We start from the raw sequence: 19842 nt of genomic DNA, 5'->3' as shown, positions 1-19842 counted from the left end.
CGGACCGACGGCCGGGCGACGACACGCTCTGCCACGTCCGCGGCGCCGGCGTCCACCGGGCGGAGACTAGAAGACGCGACGGCCGGCACAGGTCACCTCCCGCACGACCGGCGTGCCGCCGAGGACATCGAACCGGATCAGGTCGGCGCGCAGTCCGGTCGCCAGCGTGCCGCGATCGCCGAGCCGCGCCAGCGCTGCCGGGCGGGCCGTCACCAGCGCGAAGGCCTCGTGAAGCGGCAGGCCGGGCGCGCGGGTCAGGGCCAGAGCGCCCTGCAGCAGGCTCGCCGGGACATAATCGGAGGCGAGGCAGTCGATCAGCCCCTCGGCCGCAAGATCGCGGATGGCGACGCCGCCGGAATGCGAGCCGCCCCGCACCACATTGGGCGAGCCGCCCACCGTGGCGAGCCCCGCCGCCTTCGCCGCGCGCGCCGCCTCCAGCGTGGTGGGGAATTCGGAGATGGTGCAGCCGGCCCGCACCGCTTCGTCGACGTGGTCGGGCGTGGTGTCGTCATGGCTCGCCAGCACCAGCCCGGCGGCGGTGAGCACCGCGACCATCTGCGCGTGATTGCCGGCCACCGCGCCGCGCGCCCTTACGATCCGGTCCTCGACCTCGCGGTCGATCTCCGCACCGCCCTTGCCGATGCCGGTGAGATAGACCTTCAGATGCTCCACATTGCGCCATTGCCGGGTGCCGGGCGTGTGATCCATCAGCGAGGCGAGGCCAAGGGTGGGGCGGCCCAACGCGACCTCCACCAGCTCCGGCAGGCTGTGATCGGTCAGTTCGCAGCGCAGGTGGATACGATGATCGGCGCGGAACAGCCCCTCGCGCGTGCCGTCCTCCACCGCGTCCAGCATCACGTCATAGAGCGCGCGGCGCGATGCCTTGGCCTGATCGAAGCCGCCGGCGCAGATGGCGTCGAATACGGTGGTCACCCCGGACGCGACCACCTGCGCATCATGGGCCAGCGCGGCGGCGCGGGCATCGGGCCAGTACACCTTGGGCCGGGGCACGAAATGGCCTTCCAGCGCGTCGGTGTGCAGGTCGATGAGGCCCGGCGCGAGGAAGGCGCCGGCGCAGTCGATCGCGGCGGGAAGGGAGGAGACGCCTTCCTCCACCGCCCGGATCACGCCGCCCGCATGGACGAGCGTGCCCAGCACCTCGCCATCCGCCAGAACGAGGCGGGCATTGGTCAGGACGGTTTCGATGGAGCTGTTTTCCATGGGCGCGGCCTTTCGCACGTTCCTGTGACCGTTCGATGAAGCCGCCGGGCCCCTCCCGGCACGCTGCGGAACCGGGGGCTCAGACCCCCGCCGCACCGCCGTCGCTGCGCGGGTCATGAGCGCCCTCGATGCGCCCGCGCGGGTGGAGAATCACCGCCCCCGCATGGCCCACCACGTCGGAATAGGGCTCGTCGATGATGGAGAGATTGTGCCCGGCGCGTTCCAGACGGTCATAGAGCTCGCCGTCGAAACGGGGCTCGATCCGCAGGCCGATGTCGCCGGTGCCCCAGGTGGGGCCCAGCACCCAGCGCGGCCGCTCGATCGCCGCGCCCAGCGGCACGCCGAACAGGGCGTGCCGGGTCAGCACCGCCGCATTGGTCTGCGGCTGGCCTTCCCCGCCCATGGTACCGAAGGCGATCACCCGCCCGTCCGCCAGTTCGGCGAGGCAGGGATTGAGGGTGTGGAACGGCCACCGCCCCGGCTCCAGCGGGTTGGGCGCGGCGGGATCGAGCGCGAAGGAGGTGCCGCGATTCTGCATCAGCACGCCGGTCGCCGACGAAACGACGCCGGAGCCGAACTCCCAATAGACCGACTGTATGTAGGACACCGCGACGCCGCCTTTGTCGCCGGCCCCCAGCCACACCGTGTCGCCCTTGCCCGCCGGCTGCGGCCAATCGAGCGCGCGGCGCATCGAGATCTGCGCCGCCTCGCGCTCCAGCGCCGCCGGGGTGAGGAAGGAGGATGCGTCGTGCCGCATCCGCTCGAAATCGGTGATGACGCGGTCGCGCACCAGAAAGGCGCGCTTGGTCGCCTCGATGAGCCCGTGCACATGCTCGAAGCTCTCGGCCCGCGCCACGCCCAGCCGATCGAACTGGCCGAGGATCATCAGCGTTGCCAGCCCCTGCGTCGGCGGCGCGGAGGAGAACACCTCCATGCCGGCCAGCTTCACGCTCAGCGGGGGACGCAGCACGGCACGGTAACGCTCGAGATCGGCGCGGGTCACCGGGCTGCCGACGCGCTCCAGATCGGCCGCGATCTCCCGTCCGACATCGCCGCGATAAAAGTCCTCCAGCCCGGCGGAAGCGAGATGGGCAAGCGTGTCGGCGAGGCGTGGGAAGCGCTGGATGGTACCGGTTTCGGGCGCTTTTCCCTCGGCAAGGAAGGTCGCCGCGAAGCCGGGCACATCCTTCAGCTCGGCCAGCTTCTCCAGCGTCAACCGGCTCTGCGAGCGCGAGACCGCGGCGCCGTTGCGGGCAAAGGCGATGGCCGGCTCCAAGAGGCGCGACAACGGCATCCGTCCGCCCAGCGCCTTGGCCGCCTCCAGCGCCAGCATCCAGCCGCCGATCTGCCCCGGCACGGTGAGCGCGGCGAGCGGTCCCCGGCTCGGAATCCGGTCGAAGCCCTGCGCCTCGTAGAAGGCGCGCGTCGCCTTCTCGCCCGCAAAGCCCGCGGCCTCGATGTAGCGGATGCGCCCCGAAGGTTCGCGGATCAGCCAGAAGCCGTCGCCGCCGAACTGGTTCATATGCGGATAGACCACGGCGATCACGGCAGCGGCGGCGATCATCGCCTCGACGGCATTGCCGCCCTCGGCGATCACCGTCGCGCCGGCCTCGCTCGCGAGATGATGGGGGGCGGCCACCACCCCGTGGCCGGCAAAGGTGCTTTCATAGCTCATGAGCGCTCTCCGTCACATGCGCCGGACCGCCTGCCCGCCCGCTCGCGGAAGCGCGAAGCGTGCCATGCTTGACCGGCGGGCCGGGGCATAGCAGTTTGCGGGCCGCCCTTTAAGCCCGGAGCCCGGCCGCGGCGCGCTTGCGCGTCCATCCGCCCGGCAAGCAGGAACGACGAGACGATGAACGCAGCCGCCAGCGCAACCCGCCGCATCCGCTGGGACCATGTCACCACGGTGGTGAGCGCCGCCATCCTGCTCGGTGCCGAACTGATCGGCGCGGGCCTTGCCGCCGGCTGGGCCATCGCCGCGCTGTTCGACGCGAACTGGATGTGGGAACTGGCCTTCGAGGGCACGCTAGCCCTGCTGGCCATCTACGGCATCTACCGTTTCGTGATGAAGGCGAAGAGCATCGAGCCCTTCGTGGAAGGTTGACGTCATTCTTAGCCGGCAGCGCGATACGCCGCGCTCTTTCGCCCCCGGCTCCGCGAAGACAGCGAATCACGCTGTGCCTGCACAGGATGGGGCGCACGCCCCCGTCCTGCCCTTCATTTTCAGGTGCAAGATCGGCCCGTTTCATCCCCCGGGGCGCCCCGACGAGCGCATCGGACTGCGGCCGAATGATTTTTCTTGAAAACCCGCTTGCATCTGCGGGCTGATTTTCCTACATCACCCCTCGCCCAATATTCGCACGTGCCTGTGGTCGCGTGCCGATCGGCGGTAGTCCGGACAAGAGGCCGGAACGTCGCCACCCAGATCGGTAGCCGGAGGCGAAACCGGCGCACCTCGCTCTCAGCGGGGAACGTGACTTGAAGCAACGACGTAGCGGGCTTTTTTGGTCTCTGCCGGCCCTCCAAAGGTCGGGCGATACTGAAGAGGCACTACTTCTTGCCGGGCGTGCGGATCGGGACATTCCCCATCCAAGCGAAGGCATCGGTCGAACGTCGCTCCCTCTCCACATGGGCGCGCGGACGTATCGCTGCCACGGCTCCATACCGGTCGTCGGAACCCTCCGCCGGCCGCGAGCGGATGCACCGCCGCGTTCAGCTCGCTTGACGGGCGCGGAACGGGACGGCGCATCCTTGGATCTGAGCTTCGGGTCACGGGGGAGAGTGCCATGACCGACCGCATCCGCGAATTCCTGCGCAACCGACGCGAGGACGGCCCCTGCGTGGTGGTGGACCTCGATGTCGTGCGCGCCAATTACGCCGCCTTCGCCCGCGCCCTCCCCGACACCCGCGTGTTCTATGCGGTGAAGGCGAATCCGGCGCCGGAAGTGCTGGGCGTGCTCGCGGAGCTCGGCTCCTGCTTCGACACCGCCTCGGTCGCCGAGATCGAGATGGCGCTCGCCGCCGGCGCGACCCCGGATCGCATCTCCTTCGGCAACACCATCAAGAAGGAGCGCGACATCGCCCGCGCCTTCGAGCTCGGCGTGCGCCTGTTCGCGGTGGACGCGAAGGCGGAGGTGGAGAAGGTCGCCCGCGCCGCCCCCGGCGCCCGCATCTTCTGCCGCATCCTGTGCGACGGCGCCGGCGCCGAATGGCCGCTCTCCCGCAAGTTCGGCTGCGACCCCGACATGGCCGCCGACGTGCTGGAGCACGGCCACCGCCTCGGCCTCGCCGCCTATGGCGTGTCCTTCCATGTCGGCTCGCAGCAGAAGAACGTCGAGGCGTGGGACGGGGCTCTGGCCTCGGCCGCGGCAATCTTCGAGGAATGCGCGCTGCGCGGCCTGCCGCTGAGCCTCGTCAATCTCGGCGGCGGCTTCCCGGCGAAGTACCTGCAGGACGTTCCGGCGGCGGAAGCCTATGGCGAGGCGATCTTCCGCGCGCTGTCCCGCCATTTCGGCAACCACCTGCCGGAAACCATCATCGAGCCGGGCCGCGGCATGGTCGGCGCGGCGGGCATGATCGAGGCCGAGGTCGTCCTCATCTCGACGAAGTCCGACGACGACGCCATGCGCTGGGTGTATCTCGACATCGGCAAGTTCGGCGGCCTCGCCGAGACGATGGACGAGGCGATCCGCTACCCGATCCGCACCGAGCGGGACGGCGACGCGGTGGAGCCCTGCGTGCTCGCCGGCCCGACCTGCGATTCGGCCGACGTGATGTACGAAAAGGATCCGGTGCTGCTGCCGGTTTCGCTCGCGATCGGCGACAAGGTGCTGATCGAAGCGACCGGCGCCTACACCACGACCTATTCGGCCGTCGCCTTCAACGGCTTCGACCCGCTCCGATCCTATGTGATCTGAGCCTTTCCGGGCCGGCTGAGCCTCTCCCGAGGACGCGCCTTTCCTGCTCCCGCGGCCACGCGCCGCCGGATGCGGGCGAAGCGCGCGCGCCGAGGATCGAGGCCGCCGGCCCGGCACAGCCTTCGGCGCGATCGTCCGGGCTGCCTCGCAACCTTTTCCCCTCGTCTCTGTTACCCGTGTCCGGGTTCTGGAGGCTTTTAGATGACCTTCTCCGAGCGTTTCGAGCTCACCGCCGCCACTCCGGCTGCCCCCGTCCACGCGCCGGTCCCGGCCTTCGCCGCGACCAGCTTCGCGACCGCCCCGGCGATCGCGCTGGAAACGCCGGCCGACATCCCGCAGCGCGAGGCCCTGCTGGACCTCGCCTTCGGCCGCGCCGCGCGCCTCGCCAAGACCTCGGAGCGGCTGCGCGAAGGCCGCCGCCCGGCGGAAGGCCTCGCCTTCTGCGCCCACGGCCCGGACGGGCGCGTGGCGGCGACGCTCCGGCTGTGGCACGTCACCGCCGGCCCGGCGCGCCCGGCGCTTCTGCTCGGCCCGCTCGCCGTGCATCCGTGGTTCCGCAGCCTCGGCCTCGGCGGCGCGCTGATGTCGACCGCCATCAACGAGGCGACCCGGCTCGGCCATGGCGCGATCCTGCTGATCGGCGACGCGCCCTATTACGAGCGCTTCGGCTTCTCCACCGCCCCGACCGCGGGCCTCTGGATGCCCGGCGCGTTCGAGCGTTCGCGCTTCCTCGGCCTCGAACTGGTGCCGGGCGCGCTTGCGGGGGCGCGCGGCCTCGTCAGCCCGACGGGAGAGATCGCAGCGCAGCCCTCGATGAGCGAATTGATCGCCCGCGAGAGCGCCGGCCTCGCGGCTCCCGCCGCGGAGCGCCGCAGCGCCTGAGCGCGCCGCAGGGGCCTGCGCCGTACCGCCAGCCGGGAGCCGGCGGCGGGCAGGCGTCACCGGCACGTCACCATTGACGCCGAACCTTCCGGTACGCATGGTGCCGCGTCCTGCGCGGTGCCGTGCGGCACCCGTGTTTTTCCGCAGCTTTGCGCATCCCTGGAGGAGTCCCCAAAGAATGTCCGTCTGGCCGGTTTATGCTCATATCGACGGTCCCATCGTGATGATCGGCTTCGGCTCGATCGGTCGCGGCACGCTGCCCCTGCTGGAGCGGCACTTCACCTTCGACAAGGAGCGGCTGACGGTCATCGACCCGGTGGACGACCACCGTCACCTGCTCGACGAACGCGGCATCCGCTTCGAGCAGCTGGCGATCACCAAGGACAATTACCGCGACGTGCTCGGCCCGCTGCTTACCTCCGGCGGGCGCGGCTTCGTCATCAACCTATCGGTCGACACCGGCTCGGTGGACCTGATGACCTTCGCCCGCGAATGCGGCGCGCTCTATATCGACACGGTGGTGGAGCCGTGGCTCGGCTTCTATTTCGACAAGAATGCCACCACCGCCAGCCGCTCCAACTACGCGCTGCGCGAATCCATGCTCGCCGCCAAGCGCGCCAATCCGGGCGGGCCGACCGCGGTGTCCTGCTGCGGCGCCAATCCCGGCATGGTGTCCTGGTTCGTCAAGCAGGCGCTGATGGACATCGCCCGCGACACCGGGCTCGACGTGGCGGCCCCCACCAGCCGCAATGGCTGGGGCGCGCTGATGAGCCGACTCGGCGTCAAGGGCGTGCACATCGCCGAGCGCGACACCCAGCGCGCCCGCGATCCCCGTCCCTTCGGCCATTTCGTCAACACCTGGTCGGTGGAAGGCTTCGTGTCGGAAGGGCTCCAGCCCGCCGAGCTCGGCTGGGGCACGCATGAGAAGTGGATGCCGGAGAACGGCCACACCCACAATTCCGGATGCGGCGCGGCGATCTACCTGCTGCAGCCCGGCGCCACCACCAAGGTCCGCACCTGGTGCCCGACGCTCGGCCCCCAGCACGGCTTCCTGGTCACGCACAACGAATCGATCTCGATCGCCGACTTCTTCACGCTGCGCGAGGGTGCCGGCGTCGCCTTCCGCCCGACGGTGCACTACGCTTACCACCCCTGCAACGATGCCGTGCTCTCGCTGCACGAGATGTTCGGCAATGAGGGCAAATTCCAGGGCGAGTGGACCATCCTCAGCGAGAACGAGATCGTCGACGGGCGCGACGAGCTCGGCGTGCTGCTCTACGGCCACGCGAAGAACGCCTACTGGTTCGGCTCGCAGCTCACCATCGAGGAAACGCGCGACCTCGCGCCCTACCAGACCGCGACCGGCATGCAGGTGACCTCCGCCGTGCTCGCCGGCATGGTGTGGGCGTTGGAGAACCCGGAGGCCGGCATCGTCGAGACCGACGAGATGGACTATGCCCGCTGCCTCGAGGTGCAGAAGCCCTATCTCGGCACGCTGAAGGGCTACTATACCGACTGGACCCCATTGGAAGGCCGCCCCGGCCTGTTCCCCGAGGACATCGACGAAAGCGACCCCTGGCAGTTCCGCAATGTGCTAGTGCGCTGACGCGCGAGGATCAGGGACGTGAGGACGCGGCCGGGCATTGCCCGGCCGTTTTCGTTATCGCAGACGCATCTCGACGCGGCCCCGCACTGGCACCGCACGTCCCAGCGCATAGATAAGCCACGACCTCCCCTCCCCCGAAGGAGCATCCGCGTGGCCGATCTCTCCGCCTTTCCGATCACACGCCGCTGGCCGGCGCAGCATCCCGACCGCCTCCAGCTCTATTCCTTCCCCACTCCCAACGGGATGAAGGTCTCGATCATGCTGGAGGAGACCGGCCTTCCCTATGAGGCGCACACCGTCAATATCGGCAAGAACGAAAGCTGGACGCCGGAATTCCTCGCGCTCAACCCGAACGGCAAGATCCCGGCGATCCTCGATCCCGACGGGCCGGGCAAGGCGCCGCTCGCTCTGTTCGAATCGGGCGCCATCCTCATCTATCTCGCGGCGAAGACCGGGAAATTTCTGCCCGAAGACCCCGCCGGGCGCTTCGAGACCATCCAGTGGCTGATGTGGCAGATGGGCGGCGCGGGTCCGATGTTCGGCCAGCTCGGCTTCTTCCACAAATTCGCCGGCGCGTCTTACGAGGACAAGCGCCCGCGCGACCGCTACGCCGCCGAATCGAAACGGCTGCTCGGCGTGCTCGAAGCCCGCCTTGCCGGGCGCGACTGGATCATGGGCGCGGACTACACCATCGCCGACATCTCGCTGCTCGGCTGGGTGCGCAACCTCATAGGCTTCTACGGGGCCGCCGATCTGGTGGATTATGCCGCGCTGAAGAACGTGCCGGCCTGGCTGGAACGCGGCCTTGCCCGCCCGGCGGTGCAGCGCGGGCTCGACATCCCCCCGCGCCCGGCAGCCTGACGCACCCTCTGCCTGACATACCCTGCGCCGACGCGCTCTCCGCGCGACGCCGCCACACAGTGGCAGGGCGGGGAAATTACCCTATAAGGCCCTGCATAGACCCGGCTGGGGGCTCGCGCCGGGCCCGAGGATTTCGAGGCTTTCATGAACCTGAACGTGCCGCCGCCCCCGCAGCCGCCCAACCCGCAGCCGTCCCGGCCGGCGACCTTTGCCGCCGGGGCGGCCCCGCATCTGCCGGAGCATCATCCGAGCGTCGCCTTCGGGCGCATCGGCGTGCTGATCGTCAATCTCGGCACGCCGGACGGCACCGATTACTGGTCGATGCGACGCTATCTGGGCGAATTCCTCTCCGACCGCCGCGTCATCGAGGTCAACCGGGCGCTGTGGTGGTTCATCCTCAACGTCATCATCCTGTCCCGCCGGCCGCAGGCGAAGGGCAAGGACTATGCGACGATCTGGAACACCGAGCGCAATGAGGGGCCGCTGCGCACCATCACCCGCGCCCAGGCGGAGAAGCTGGCGGCCCGGCTCGGCCCGCAGGACGATCGCCTCGTGATCGACTGGGCGATGCGCTACGGCAATCCGTCCATCGCTTCGCGTATCGAGGCCCTGCAGAAGGCGGGGTGCGACCGTATCCTGCTGGTGCCGCTCTATCCGCAATATGCCGCGGCGACCACCGCAACCGTCTGCGACAAGGCCTTCGAGGCGCTGATGAAGATGCGCTGGCAGCCGGTGCTGCGGGTCGCCTCGCCCTGGCCGGACGAGCCGGCCTATATCGAGGCCATCGCCACCTCGATCGAGACCTCGCTCGCCGGGCTCGACTGGGAGCCGGAGATCGTGCTCGCCTCCTTCCACGGGATCCCGAAAGAATATTTCGAGAAGGGCGACCCCTATCACTGCTATTGCTACAAGACCGCCCGCCTCGTGCGCGAGCGGCTCGGCTGGCCGGAAGAGAAGCTGAAGCTCACCTTCCAGTCGCGCTTCGGCAAGGCGGAGTGGCTCCAGCCCTACACCGACAAGACCGTCGAGGCGCTGGCGAAATCCGGCGTGAAGCGGATGGCGGTCATCACCCCCGGCTTCGTCGCCGACTGCCTGGAGACGCTGGAGGAGATCGGCGGCGAGAATGCCGAGATCTTCCACCACAATGGTGGCGAGAAGTTCCACTTCATCCCCTGTCTCAACGATTCCCCCGGCGGCATCGACGTGCTGGCGACGGTCATCCGTCGCGAGCTGGCCGGTTGGGCCGATCTGCGCTGAGGCAGGGCGGAGACGGCCATGACGACGGACGAGGGGGAGCGCGACGGGGGCAGCGACGGCGCGGCCGACGGGCGCAGCCAGATGCAGCGCATGCTGGCGGGCGACCTCTATGTCGCCAGCGACCCGGAGATCGTCGCCGCCCATCGCGCGGCCTGCGCCTGGATGGCCCGCTACAATGCCAGCCTCGCCGAGGACGACGCGACGCGCCTCGCCTTGCTGCGCGCGCGGCTGGCGGCGGTCGGCGAGGGCGCCGTCATCCGCCCGCCCTTTCATTGCGACTACGGCTTCAACATCAGCATCGGCGCGGGCGTCTTCATCAATTTCAACGCCGTCATCCTCGATGTGGTGGCGGTGACGATCGGCCCGCGCACCGCGGTCGGCCCGGGCGTGCAGATTCTCACCGCCGACCATCCCCGCGACCCCGCCGAACGGGCAAGCGGGGCGGAATTCGGCCGGCCCATCGCCATCGGCTCGGATGTGTGGATCGGCGCCGGCGCCATCCTGCTGCCGGGCGTCGTGGTCGGAGACGGCGCCGTGATCGGCGCCGGGGCGGTGGTCACGCGCAGCGTGCCGGCCGGCGTCACGGTCGTCGGCAACCCGGCCCGACCGCGCGGCTGAAGCCGCGCGGAGCTCTGCACCCGGTCTTATTCCTCCGTCCGCTCGTCGGCATGAGCGAAGCGGTCGGTGAGGGCGAGCACTGCATAGGCCACCACGAAGATTACGTTCGCCGCCATCAGCCAGCGCACCTGCACCTCGCTGACATCGACCTCGAGGCGCATCAGTGCCTTGAGCAGCGTGATGGCGCTGATCGCGAGCAGCGAGGCGAACAGTTTGAGCTTGAGGCCGGAAAAGCTGATCCGTGTCATCCATTCCGGCGAGTTGGTGGCCTGCCGGCGATCGATCTTCTCGACGAAATTCTCGTAGCCCGACTGGATCATGATGACGAGCAGGCCGCCGACCAGCACCAGATCGATGAGCGAGAGCAGCGCCATGATGACCTGCGTCTCGTCCAGGACGAACAGATGGGTGCCGAACATCCAAAGCGTGCGCAGGAACGCGATCACCAGCAGCAGCAGCGCGACGGCGAGGCCGACGAAGAGCGGCACCATCGCCCAGCGGCTCACCAGCACCAGCCGCACGATCAGCTGCCCGAACGCGCTCGTCCCGAAACGGCTCATCCTTCATCCTCCGATGACGACGCAATGCTAGCCGCGGCGGGGGTGAGCGCGCCAGCCACCCGATGAGCGAAGATCGGGGCAGATGAACGAAGATCGGGCATGAGCCCGCACGAAAACGGCCGGCGCGCTCTCCGCACGCCGGCCGTCCTGTCTTCGGGGATCCGGCACGCCACGCGGGCGCGCCGGATCCTGTGCCGACCTCAGTCGGCCTTCTCGTTGGCGCGCTTCAGCGCGGCACCCAGGATGTCGCCCAGCGAGGCGCCGGAATCCTGCGAGCCGAACTGGGCCACGGCTTCCTTCTCCTCGGCGATCTCCAGCGCCTTGATCGACACCTGGACCTTGCGGGCCTTGCGGTCGAACAGGATGACGCGGGCGTCGAACTTCTCGCCGACGGCGAAGCGCTCGGGGCGCTGGTCGCCGCGGTCGCGCGCCAGCTCGGAGCGCTTCACGAAGGTGGAGAGGTCGGTGCCGATGAGCTTCACCTCGACGCCGCCGTCCTTCACGTCGGTGACTTCGCAGGTGACGATCGCGCCCTTGCGGACCTCGCCGGCATCGGCGAAGGGGTCGCCCGCCAGCTGCTTCACGCCGAGCGAGATGCGCTCCTTGTCGACATCGACGTCGAGCACCACCGCCTTGATGATGTCGCCCTTCTTGAACTCGTCGATGACCTGCTCGCCCGGACGGTTCCAGTCGAGGTCGGACAGGTGCACCATGCCGTCGACGTCGCCGTCGAGGCCGAGGAAGAGGCCGAACTCGGTCTTGTTCTTGACCTCGCCTTCCACCACGGCGCCGGCCGGATACTTCTCGGCGAAGGCATCCCACGGGTTCTGCAGGGTCTGCTTGAGGCCGAGCGAGATGCGGCGCTTGACCGAATCCACCTCGAGGATCGCGACCTCAACCTCCTGCGAGGTGGAGACGATCTTGCCGGGATGGACGTTCTTCTTGGTCCAGCTCATCTCGGAGACGTGGATCAGGCCTTCGATGCCCGGCTCCAGTTCCACGAACGCGCCGTAGTCGGTGATGTTGGTCACGCGGCCCTTGAAGCGGGCATGCACCGGATACTTGGCCTCGATGCCCTCCCACGGATCGCCGAGGAGCTGCTTCATGCCGAGCGAGATGCGGTGCGTCTCGTGGTTGATCTTGATGATCTTCACCTTGACCGTCTGGCCGATGTTCAGCACTTCGGTCGGGTGGTTCACGCGGCGCCAGGCGATGTCGGTGACGTGCAGCAGGCCGTCAATGCCGCCGAGGTCGACGAACGCACCGTAGTCGGTGATGTTCTTCACCACGCCGTCGATGACCTGACCCTCTTCGAGGTTCTGGACCAGCTCGTGGCGCTGCTCGGCGCGGGTCTCTTCCAGCACGGTGCGGCGGGAGACCACGATGTTGCCGCGGCGGCGATCCATCTTGAGGATCTGGAACGGCTGCGGGTTGTGCATCAGCGGGCCGACGTCGCGGATCGGGCGAATGTCGACCTGGGAACGCGGCAGGAAGGCCACGGCGCCGTCGAGATCGACGGTGAAGCCGCCCTTCACCTGGTTGAAGATCACGCCGGTGACCTTCTCCTGGGCGTTGAACGCCTTTTCGAGGCGGACCCAGCTCTCTTCGCGGCGGGCCTTGTCACGCGACAGGACGGCCTCGCCCAGCGCGTTCTCGACGCGCTCGAGATAGACCTCGACCTCGTCGCCGACCTGGATCTGGCTGTCGCGGCCGGGGCCGGCGAACTCGCGCAACGCCACGCGACCTTCGGTCTTCAGACCGATGTCGATGATGGCAAGGTCCTTCTCGATGGCGACGACGGTGCCTTTGACGACGGTGCCTTCGGCGAGCTCGGACTGGCCGAAGCTCTCCTCGAGCATGGCAGCGAAGTCATCACGCGACGGGGAGGCGGTTTGAGTGAACGACATTGAAGCTCCTGAGCCAGTCGGATTGCGCCGGTTCTTGTTGAAGGCATCCCCGTTTCCGCCACGGGCACCGGGTCTGGCGGTCCCGGTGCAGCCTGCGGGGCGAACCCGCTGGCCCGGCGCGATGCCGCGGCGGAGAGGATGATCTTGAAGGCGGCGGCCGCGAACCCGGCGTCCGGCCCGCTCCCCGCGCCCCGGAAGAGGCGGAACGAACGCCGCGCGACACGGGGCCGACGACGCTTCGAGCGGAACGATGTACGGAACGCGGCGGCCTCGCGAGGCCGTGAAAACAGGGAACGGACGACCGAGGTCGACGGCGCGGCGGGCTTGTCCTCCATGACGAAGCCGCGTTCAACGCAGCCCCGGCCCACCCCGACAGCTCCTCACATATAGGTGCCCGGACGGGCGTTGCCATAGCGCAAGGGGAGCCGAAAGGCAAGGCGGATGCGGCCGGAACCCCGATCCGCCGGGTCTTCGGGCTACGCTGCGGCGCAGCCGCACGCCGCCTCCACCTGCCGCTCCGGCCGGCCGAACAGGAAGCCCTGCACCTCGCTGCATCCCTCCTCCGCCAGCAGGGCGAGCTGCTCGATCGTCTCCACCCCCTCCGCCAGCACGCGGATGTCGAGGCTGCGGCCGAGCGTCAGCACCGCGCGCAGGATCGCCCGCGACTCGGCGCTGGTGGCGATGTCGCGCATGAAGGTGCGATCGAGCTTGATGCGATGGAAGGGGAAGGAGCGCAGCGTGTCGAGCGAGGAGTAGCCGGTGCCGAAATCGTCGAGGGCGATCGTCACCCCCAGCGCCCGCACCGCTTCCAGCGCCGCAAGGCAGCGGGCCTTGTCCTCGATGATCGAGGTCTCGGTGATCTCCAGCTCCAGCCGGGTCGCGGGAAGCCCGCTTTCCGCCAGCACCTCCGCCACCAGCGCCGGCAGGTCGCAATGGGCGATCTGCACCGCGGACAGGTTCACCGCCACCCGGTAGGAGCCACGCCACGCCGCAGCCTCGCGGCAGGCGGCCCGCAGCACCCACGCGCCGATCGGGAGGATCAGGCCGGTTTCCTCCGCGAGCGGAATGAACTCCGCCGGGGAGACGTAGCCGCGCACCGGATGCCGCCAGCGCAGCAGCGCCTCATAGCCGACGATGGTGCTCGTTCCGGCGCCGAGGAGGGCCTCCGCCGCCACGGCCGGCGCCTCGCCCGGCGGTGGCAGCGCGACTGGCGCGGACCGGGTCGGAAGCTCGGCCTGGAGCTGGTAGTGCAGCTCGAACTCCTCGCGTTCCGCCGCGCGGCGCAGTTCCAGGATCAGCTCGCGCCGCAGCCGGGCGGCCTCGTCCATCTCGGCCTCGTAATAGCACACGCCCCGGCGCATATCGGCCTTGGCGCGGTACATGGCGAGGTCGGCATTGCCGAGGATCTGCGCCGCGCTGTCGCCGTCGAGCGGGAAGATCGACACCCCGAAGCTCGCATGCGGAAGCACGTCGTACTCCCTGATGCGGATCGGCAGGGCGAGCGTGGTCTCCAGCCGGCCGATGAAGCCGTCCACCGCGTGCGCACCCTCCTGGACGCCCTTGTGGGGAACGATGGCGGCGAATTCGTCGCCCCCGATCCGGGCCAGGAACTCGTCCGGCTGCAGCACGGCGCGCATCCGCTCCGCCACGGCAGCGAGCATCCGGTCCCCGCCCTCGTGGCCATGCACGTCGTTGACGGCCTTGAACCTGTCGAGGTCGATCATCACCACCGCGAAGCCGCGCCCGTCGTCGAGGTGACGCAGAACCTTCAGCTCCAGCCGGTCCGTGAAGCTCTGCCGGTTCGGCAGTCCGGTGAGGCTGTCGCTCAGCGCCATGCGGCGCAGCGCCCCCATCGCCTGCTCGGTCACGTCGGTGTCGATCATGTAGCTCGCCGCCCCCACCGCGACGATGATGAACACCCCCAGCACCACGGCCGCCGCCAGCCCGCCATGGCTCACCGCATTGCCGAGCGGCAGATCCAGCGGGACCACGGTGAGCGCCGCCATGCCGGTGAAATGCAGGCCGAGAATGGTCGCGGCGAAGGCGGCGAAGGCCAGCCATGGCCGTCCGCGCGCTTCCGCGGCGAGACAGAACGCGCCGCCGGCCAGCGCCACCGCCACCGACGCCACGACATAGGACGACGACCAGTCCAGCGTCCCGCGGATCTCCATTGCCGCCATGCCGAGATAGTGCATGGCCGCGACCGAGCCGCCGAGCAGAAGCCCGCCGGCCAGAGTGCTCAGCCAGCCGTCGGGATGGCCGGCCCGGTTCTGGCCGACAAGAGCCATCGTGAAGGCCAGCGCGCCCCCGCCCATCGCGATCATCAGCGACAGCAGGGTGACGACCGGGTCGAAGCTGGTGGCGAGATCGGGCTGATAGGCCAGCATGGCGACGAAATGGGTACACCAGACCGAGGAGCCCGCCGCCACCGCCGCCAGGAACACCCAGCCGGTGCGCTGAAGTCCCTCGCGCTGGCGCGCCCGCCGATAGAGCTGGAGGGCGACGGCGCTGCCGACCAGGCAGACAGGCACGACAAGCGCAAGCATCCACAGCGTATGCTCATGGACGATGCAGGACAGGATGCGCATGGCTGGTGGTACTTTCCATCCCGGATCGGGAGCTTTGAGCGTTTTATCCGGTTTTCCGGCTCAGGAAATTAAACAAGTACGTAATCCAGGCGGATTCTCGCACGCTTCAACCGGAACCGTGTTTGCCGGCAGCCGGGCCCGCGCGGCCGGCGTCAGCCCGGCTCCCCGTTACGCCCCAGCCAGGCATCCATGACCCAGCCCCTGCGTGCCCGCAGCTCGCCGCGAAGGGCGAGGATGGCGTCGCCGACCTCGCTGAGCCGTCCCGCCAGCAGCCGTTCGTCCGGTGTGCCCAGCATCGCCCCCCACCACACCTTGCCCGACCAGCCACGCGCCATGAGCGCTCGCAGGCCGGCGCCGTCGTCAAGCAGCACGGCGAAGGCCGGCGCATCCGGCGTCGCTTCCGCGATCCTGCGGCCGGTGGTCACCAGCACCGGCTCGCCGACGCCGTTGAGCGGGATGGCATGGGCGGCGCAGAGCATCTGCAGCGCCGAGATGCCGGGGAGGACCTCCACCTTGAAATCCGGTGCTCGGGCCAGCGCCCGAGCCCCGGCGAGCACGCGCAGGGTGGAATCGTAGAGCATCGGGTCGCCCCACACGAGCAGCGCCGCCGTGCCGCCGGGCGGCAGCTCGCCGATCGCCTCCGCCATCAGCCGGGCGCGCGCGCCATGCCAGCGCGCCACGCTGTCGCGATAGGGCCCTGCCCCCGCCACGCCCTCGCCGGGGGCGGGAAAAGCCGGGCGCTCAAGGCGCGGGCTCTCGCGGCGCAGGATGCGATGGCCCGGCTTGCCGAAGCGGGCGATGAGCGCCTCGCGGGCCGCCACCAGCGCACCCGCCGCCTCGCTCTTGTCGAGCAGCAGGAACAGATCCGCCCGCCCGATCGCCTCGGCGGCCGCGAAGGTGAGCTGCGAGGGCTCGCCCATGCCGATGCCGATGACGAGAACCCGACGGTGTGTGGTCATGTCCCGTCGCTTCGGCCGGCATCCTCGGGAGCAGGGGCGGCATCGCGGGCGGCGAACACCTCCTTCGCAACCAGCAGCGCATCCAGCGCCGCCGGGAAGCCGGCATAGAGCGCCATCTGCATGATGACCTCGACGACCTCCTCGCGGGACGCCCCGACATTCAGCGCCGAGCCGATATGCACCTCGAGCTCCCGCCTGGCATGACCGAGCGCCACCAGCCCGGCGACGGTCGCGAGCATGCGGGTGCGCAGGTCGAGGCCGGGGCGGGAGTAGATGTCGCCATAGCCGAACTCGAAAATGTAGCGCGCGAAATCGGGCGCCACCTCGCCGAGCGCGGCCATCACCTCGGCACCGGAGCGACCCGTGATCTCGGCCAGCCGGGCACGGCCGCGCGCCAGCCGGTCGCCGTCGGGTGATCTGGACTCATCGTCCTCCTCACCGGACTGACTGGTCACCGTCTGTCTCCCAGCCGCGCGGCGACGAGCGCGAGCGCCTGCTGCCAGCTTTCCTCGACCCCGAGCGCGGTATTGTCGAGCAGCATCGCATCGGCTGCCTGCACCAGCGGGGCGCTGCTACGGCCAGAATCGCGGGCGTCTCGCTTGCGGATGTCGGCAAGCACGTCGTCGAGGCCAAGCTGTTCGCCGCGCTTGAGAAGTTCGTGCCAGCGCCGCTCCGCCCGCGCCTGCGCAGACGCAGTCACGAAGAGCTTGGCATCGGCCTCCGGGGCGATCACCGTGCCGATGTCGCGCCCATCCAGCACCGCCCCACCGGGCTGGTGCGCGAAAGATTTCTGTAAAAAAAGCAATGCCTTGCGCACCTCCGGTACGCTGGCGACCCGCGAGGCCGCCTCACCGACGGGACCCGCCTTCAGCGTCTCCTCGTCATAGGCCGCGGGGTCGATCCGGGCCGCGATCCGCGCTGCGGCAGCCTCGTCCTCGAGCGAAAGCCCCGCCTCCAGCATCGCATGGCCGACCGCGCGGTAGAGCAACCCGGTATCGAGGTGCGGCAGGCCGTAATGGGCCGCGAGGCGCCTCGCCAGCGTACCCTTTCCCGAAGCAGCAGGGCCGTCGATCGCGATGATCACAACCGCCTCACCCCACTGTCGCGATGTCGGCGCCGAGCCCCCGCATCAGCGGCACGAAGGCCGGGAAGCTGGTGGCGACAAAAGAAATGTCGTCTATTTCCATGGGCTTGTCGCTCGCGATACCCATCACCAGGAAGCTCATCGCGATGCGGTGATCCATGTGGGTGACGACGCGCCCGCCCCCCGTCACCGTGCCACGGCCCTCGACGATCAGGTCGTCGCCCTCGATCCGATGATCGACGCCGGCGGCAGCGAGACCGGCGGCGACGGCGGCGAGACGATCCGATTCCTTCACCCGCAGCTCGGAGAGCCCGCGCATCCGCGTCGTACCCTCGGCGAAGGACGCGGCGACGGCGAGCACCGGATATTCATCGATCATCGAGGGCGCCCGCTCGGCCGGCACGTCGACGCCACGGAGGCACGAGGCCTTCACATGCAGGTCCGCGACGCTCTCGCCGCCCTCGACGCGCTCGTTGGCAAGCGTGATGTCGGCGCCCATCTCCTTGAGCGTCAAGAACAATCCGGTACGCAGCGGATTCGTCATCACCCCTTCGATTACCACCTCCGAGCCGGGCACGATCAGCGCCGCGACCAGCGGAAAGGCCGCCGAGGAGGGATCCGCCGGCACTCGAATGGGGGCGGGCTTCAGCTCCGGCCGCCCCTTCACCGTTACGGTGCGGCCATGCGCGCCATAGGGTTCGACCCGCACCTCGGCACCGAAATGGGTGAGCATGCGCTCCGTATGGTCGCGGCTCGCCTCGGCCTCGGTCACGCTGGTTTCCCCGGGCGCGCCAAGGCCCGCCAGCAGCACCGCGGACTTGATCTGCGCGGAAGCGACGGGGCTCTTATAGGCGATCGGCACCAGATCCTTCGGCCCGCGCAGCGTGATCGGCAGGCGTCCGCCTTCCGCCGAATCCAGCGTCTCCACCCCCATCTGCGCGAGCGGATCGAGGATGCGCCGCATCGGCCGGCGGCGCAGGCTGGCATCGCCATCGAAGGTCGCGGTGATGGGATTGCCGGCTACCATGCCCATCATGAGACGGGCGCCGGTGCCCGAATTGCCGAAATCGAGTGCCGCCGCCGGGGTGCGCAGCCCGCCGACGCCCACGCCCTGCACCCGCCATTCGCCGTCGCCGATCCGCTCCACCCGGGCACCCAGCGCCGCACAGGCCTTGGCGGTGTTCAGCACGTCCTCGCCCTCCAGAAGCCCGGAGATCGCCGTCTCGCCGACGGCGAGCGTGCCGAAGATCAGCGCGCGATGCGACACCGACTTGTCGCCGGGCACCCTCACCCGACCGTTGAGCGCCCGGCCCGCGCTGGCGCGCGCCGGGCGGGCCGGCAGGTCGCCGTGAGGATTGGCGGCGGCAGTGACGGCAGGCGAGGCGGGGTGGCTCATGTCGGACTTTCCGAAAACGTCTCTTGAGGTCAGCGGCTCTCTATCATGATCGGTGCTGCGGCGTCATGGGGCGATGCGTGCCGGACAATGCGGACCCTTGCGCGAGCCGCCCGCCCGCCCATATGCCGGGCATCAGGAGGCCCACCCTGGCCCGGTTGCCGCGATTGCTGCTTGACAGTGTCAACGGCCGCGCCTTATGGGAGCCGCCTTCATCCACAGCATCCGAGGCCAGACCCGTGGCGAAGCCAGAACTCGGCACGAAGCGCATCTGTCCTGTGACGGGGCGCAAGTTCTACGACCTGAACAAGGATCCGGTGATCTCGCCTTATACGGGCCAGATCGTGCCGATCTCCCTTCCGGTAACGCGGTCCGCGCGACCCGAGACCGCCCGCGTCGTGCCCGAAACCACCGACACCGAGGCCGAGGAAACCGGCGATATCGAACTCGTGTCGCTGGAGGATGCCGACGAGGAAGCCAACGCCTCCCCGGCCAAGGCGGCTTCCACCGAAGACGACATCGAGATCGAGGACGAGGTCGACAGCGATGACGACGACACCTTCCTCGAAGAGGACGAGGATTCGGACGACGACGTTACCGATCTGATCGGCGACGGCATCGAGGACGACGAAGAGGGCTGAGGCCTGGAGGAAAGGCGGGCGACGCGGCTGAGGGCCGCGCCGCCTGCACACGGCGAAGGCATCGGGCACAAAAAGTTGTCCCCAGCCGCCGCCTTCGGAACAGGAGGCCCTTGCAGTCTCCGGCTCCATGTGGTTTACGACGCTCCGCCGCGGCAAACACCGCGACGCACCGCCGGGAGACGATCCCAGACGCAGCGCCCTCGGGCCGCTGCATCCCGGCAACCCCCGGTGGGGCCATAGCTCAGTTGGGAGAGCGCTTGAATGGCATTCAAGAGGTCGGCGGTTCGATTCCGCCTGGCTCCACCAATCAAATCTCTCGATGATCTTAAGAGATTGACTACCCTGAAA

General features: G+C 69.1%; 17 protein-coding genes and 1 tRNA gene. 9 read left to right on the top strand and 9 right to left on the bottom strand.

Features of this window, described 5'->3' with window-relative positions:
- Window positions 1-66 precede the first annotated feature (66 nt).
- On the bottom strand, window positions 67-1221 hold the full coding sequence (locus tag MWN34_RS13390) for an alpha-D-ribose 1-methylphosphonate 5-triphosphate diphosphatase (protein ID WP_247029800.1): 1155 nt from the start codon (window positions 1219-1221) through the stop codon (window positions 67-69).
- Between the two features lie 79 nt (window positions 1222-1300).
- Window positions 1301-2896 carry a gamma-glutamyltransferase family protein gene (locus tag MWN34_RS13385; RefSeq protein ID WP_247029799.1) on the bottom strand — a complete coding sequence of 532 codons (1596 nt, stop codon included), beginning with the start codon at window positions 2894-2896 and terminating at the stop codon, window positions 1301-1303.
- Window positions 2897-3073: 177 nt separating this feature from the next.
- Between MWN34_RS13385 and MWN34_RS13380 the strand changes: the two genes are divergently transcribed.
- The 7 genes from MWN34_RS13380 to MWN34_RS13350 all read left to right on the top strand — a co-directional run bounded on the left by MWN34_RS13380 (window position 3074) and on the right by MWN34_RS13350 (window position 10362).
- Window positions 3074-3325: a hypothetical protein gene (locus MWN34_RS13380; protein WP_247029798.1), complete on the top strand. Its 252-nt coding sequence runs from the start codon at window positions 3074-3076 to the stop codon at window positions 3323-3325.
- 682 nt (window positions 3326-4007) lie between these two features.
- Window positions 4008-5138 (top strand): type III PLP-dependent enzyme, encoded by a 1131-nt coding sequence (locus tag MWN34_RS13375; protein WP_247029797.1) that lies wholly within the window; start codon window positions 4008-4010, stop codon window positions 5136-5138.
- A 201-nt stretch (window positions 5139-5339) separates the two neighbouring features.
- Window positions 5340-6020 carry a GNAT family N-acetyltransferase gene (locus MWN34_RS13370; RefSeq protein WP_247029796.1) on the top strand — a complete coding sequence of 227 codons (681 nt, stop codon included), beginning with the start codon at window positions 5340-5342 and terminating at the stop codon, window positions 6018-6020.
- A gap of 178 nt (window positions 6021-6198) precedes the next feature.
- Window positions 6199-7626: a homospermidine synthase gene (locus tag MWN34_RS13365; protein WP_247029795.1), complete on the top strand. Its 1428-nt coding sequence runs from the start codon at window positions 6199-6201 to the stop codon at window positions 7624-7626.
- 150 nt (window positions 7627-7776) lie between these two features.
- Window positions 7777-8487: a glutathione S-transferase N-terminal domain-containing protein gene (locus MWN34_RS13360; protein WP_247029794.1), complete on the top strand. Its 711-nt coding sequence runs from the start codon at window positions 7777-7779 to the stop codon at window positions 8485-8487.
- A 144-nt stretch (window positions 8488-8631) separates the two neighbouring features.
- On the top strand, window positions 8632-9744 hold the full coding sequence (gene hemH / locus MWN34_RS13355) for a ferrochelatase (protein WP_247029793.1): 1113 nt from the start codon (window positions 8632-8634) through the stop codon (window positions 9742-9744).
- A gap of 18 nt (window positions 9745-9762) precedes the next feature.
- Window positions 9763-10362: a sugar O-acetyltransferase gene (locus MWN34_RS13350; RefSeq protein WP_247029792.1), complete on the top strand. Its 600-nt coding sequence runs from the start codon at window positions 9763-9765 to the stop codon at window positions 10360-10362.
- Between the two features lie 26 nt (window positions 10363-10388).
- Here MWN34_RS13350 and MWN34_RS13345 read toward each other — a convergent pair whose 3' ends face one another.
- The 7 genes from MWN34_RS13345 to aroA all read right to left on the bottom strand — a co-directional run bounded on the left by MWN34_RS13345 (window position 10389) and on the right by aroA (window position 18856).
- Window positions 10389-10922, bottom strand: coding sequence for a YqhA family protein (locus MWN34_RS13345; RefSeq protein ID WP_247029791.1), 534 nt, complete (start codon window positions 10920-10922; stop codon window positions 10389-10391).
- A gap of 200 nt (window positions 10923-11122) precedes the next feature.
- On the bottom strand, window positions 11123-12829 hold the full coding sequence (gene rpsA / locus MWN34_RS13340; RefSeq protein ID WP_247029790.1) for a 30S ribosomal protein S1: 1707 nt from the start codon (window positions 12827-12829) through the stop codon (window positions 11123-11125).
- 476 nt (window positions 12830-13305) lie between these two features.
- The gene (locus MWN34_RS13335) at window positions 13306-15417 is read right to left on the bottom strand and encodes a putative bifunctional diguanylate cyclase/phosphodiesterase (protein WP_247029789.1); all 2112 of its coding nucleotides are present in this window, start codon (window positions 15415-15417) and stop codon (window positions 13306-13308) included.
- 152 nt (window positions 15418-15569) lie between these two features.
- Window positions 15570-16376: a precorrin-6A synthase (deacetylating) gene (cobF, locus tag MWN34_RS13330; RefSeq protein WP_247029788.1), complete on the bottom strand. Its 807-nt coding sequence runs from the start codon at window positions 16374-16376 to the stop codon at window positions 15570-15572.
- Window positions 16373-16831 (bottom strand): carboxymuconolactone decarboxylase family protein, encoded by a 459-nt coding sequence (locus MWN34_RS13325; RefSeq protein ID WP_247029787.1) that lies wholly within the window; start codon window positions 16829-16831, stop codon window positions 16373-16375. The genes cobF and MWN34_RS13325 overlap by 4 nt, the downstream gene beginning before the upstream one ends.
- On the bottom strand, window positions 16828-17460 hold the full coding sequence (gene cmk, locus MWN34_RS13320) for a (d)CMP kinase (RefSeq protein ID WP_247029786.1): 633 nt from the start codon (window positions 17458-17460) through the stop codon (window positions 16828-16830). Before cmk ends, MWN34_RS13325 begins: the two co-directional genes overlap by 4 nt.
- 7 nt (window positions 17461-17467) lie before the next feature.
- A complete protein-coding gene (gene aroA, locus MWN34_RS13315) occupies window positions 17468-18856 on the bottom strand; it encodes a 3-phosphoshikimate 1-carboxyvinyltransferase (protein ID WP_247029785.1) in 1389 nt (462 codons plus the stop codon).
- Between the two features lie 236 nt (window positions 18857-19092).
- Between aroA and MWN34_RS13310 the strand changes: the two genes are divergently transcribed.
- Window positions 19093-19494, top strand: coding sequence for a TIGR02300 family protein (locus tag MWN34_RS13310; RefSeq protein ID WP_247029784.1), 402 nt, complete (start codon window positions 19093-19095; stop codon window positions 19492-19494).
- Between the two features lie 230 nt (window positions 19495-19724).
- Window positions 19725-19800 (top strand) — tRNA-Ala (locus MWN34_RS13305).
- Window positions 19801-19842: the final 42 nt, after the last annotated feature.

This window comes from Ancylobacter crimeensis, from assembly GCF_023016805.1.
Classification (GTDB): Bacteria; Pseudomonadota; Alphaproteobacteria; order Rhizobiales; family Xanthobacteraceae; genus Ancylobacter; species Ancylobacter crimeensis.
This window is presented reverse-complemented; position numbering and strand designations above follow the sequence as displayed.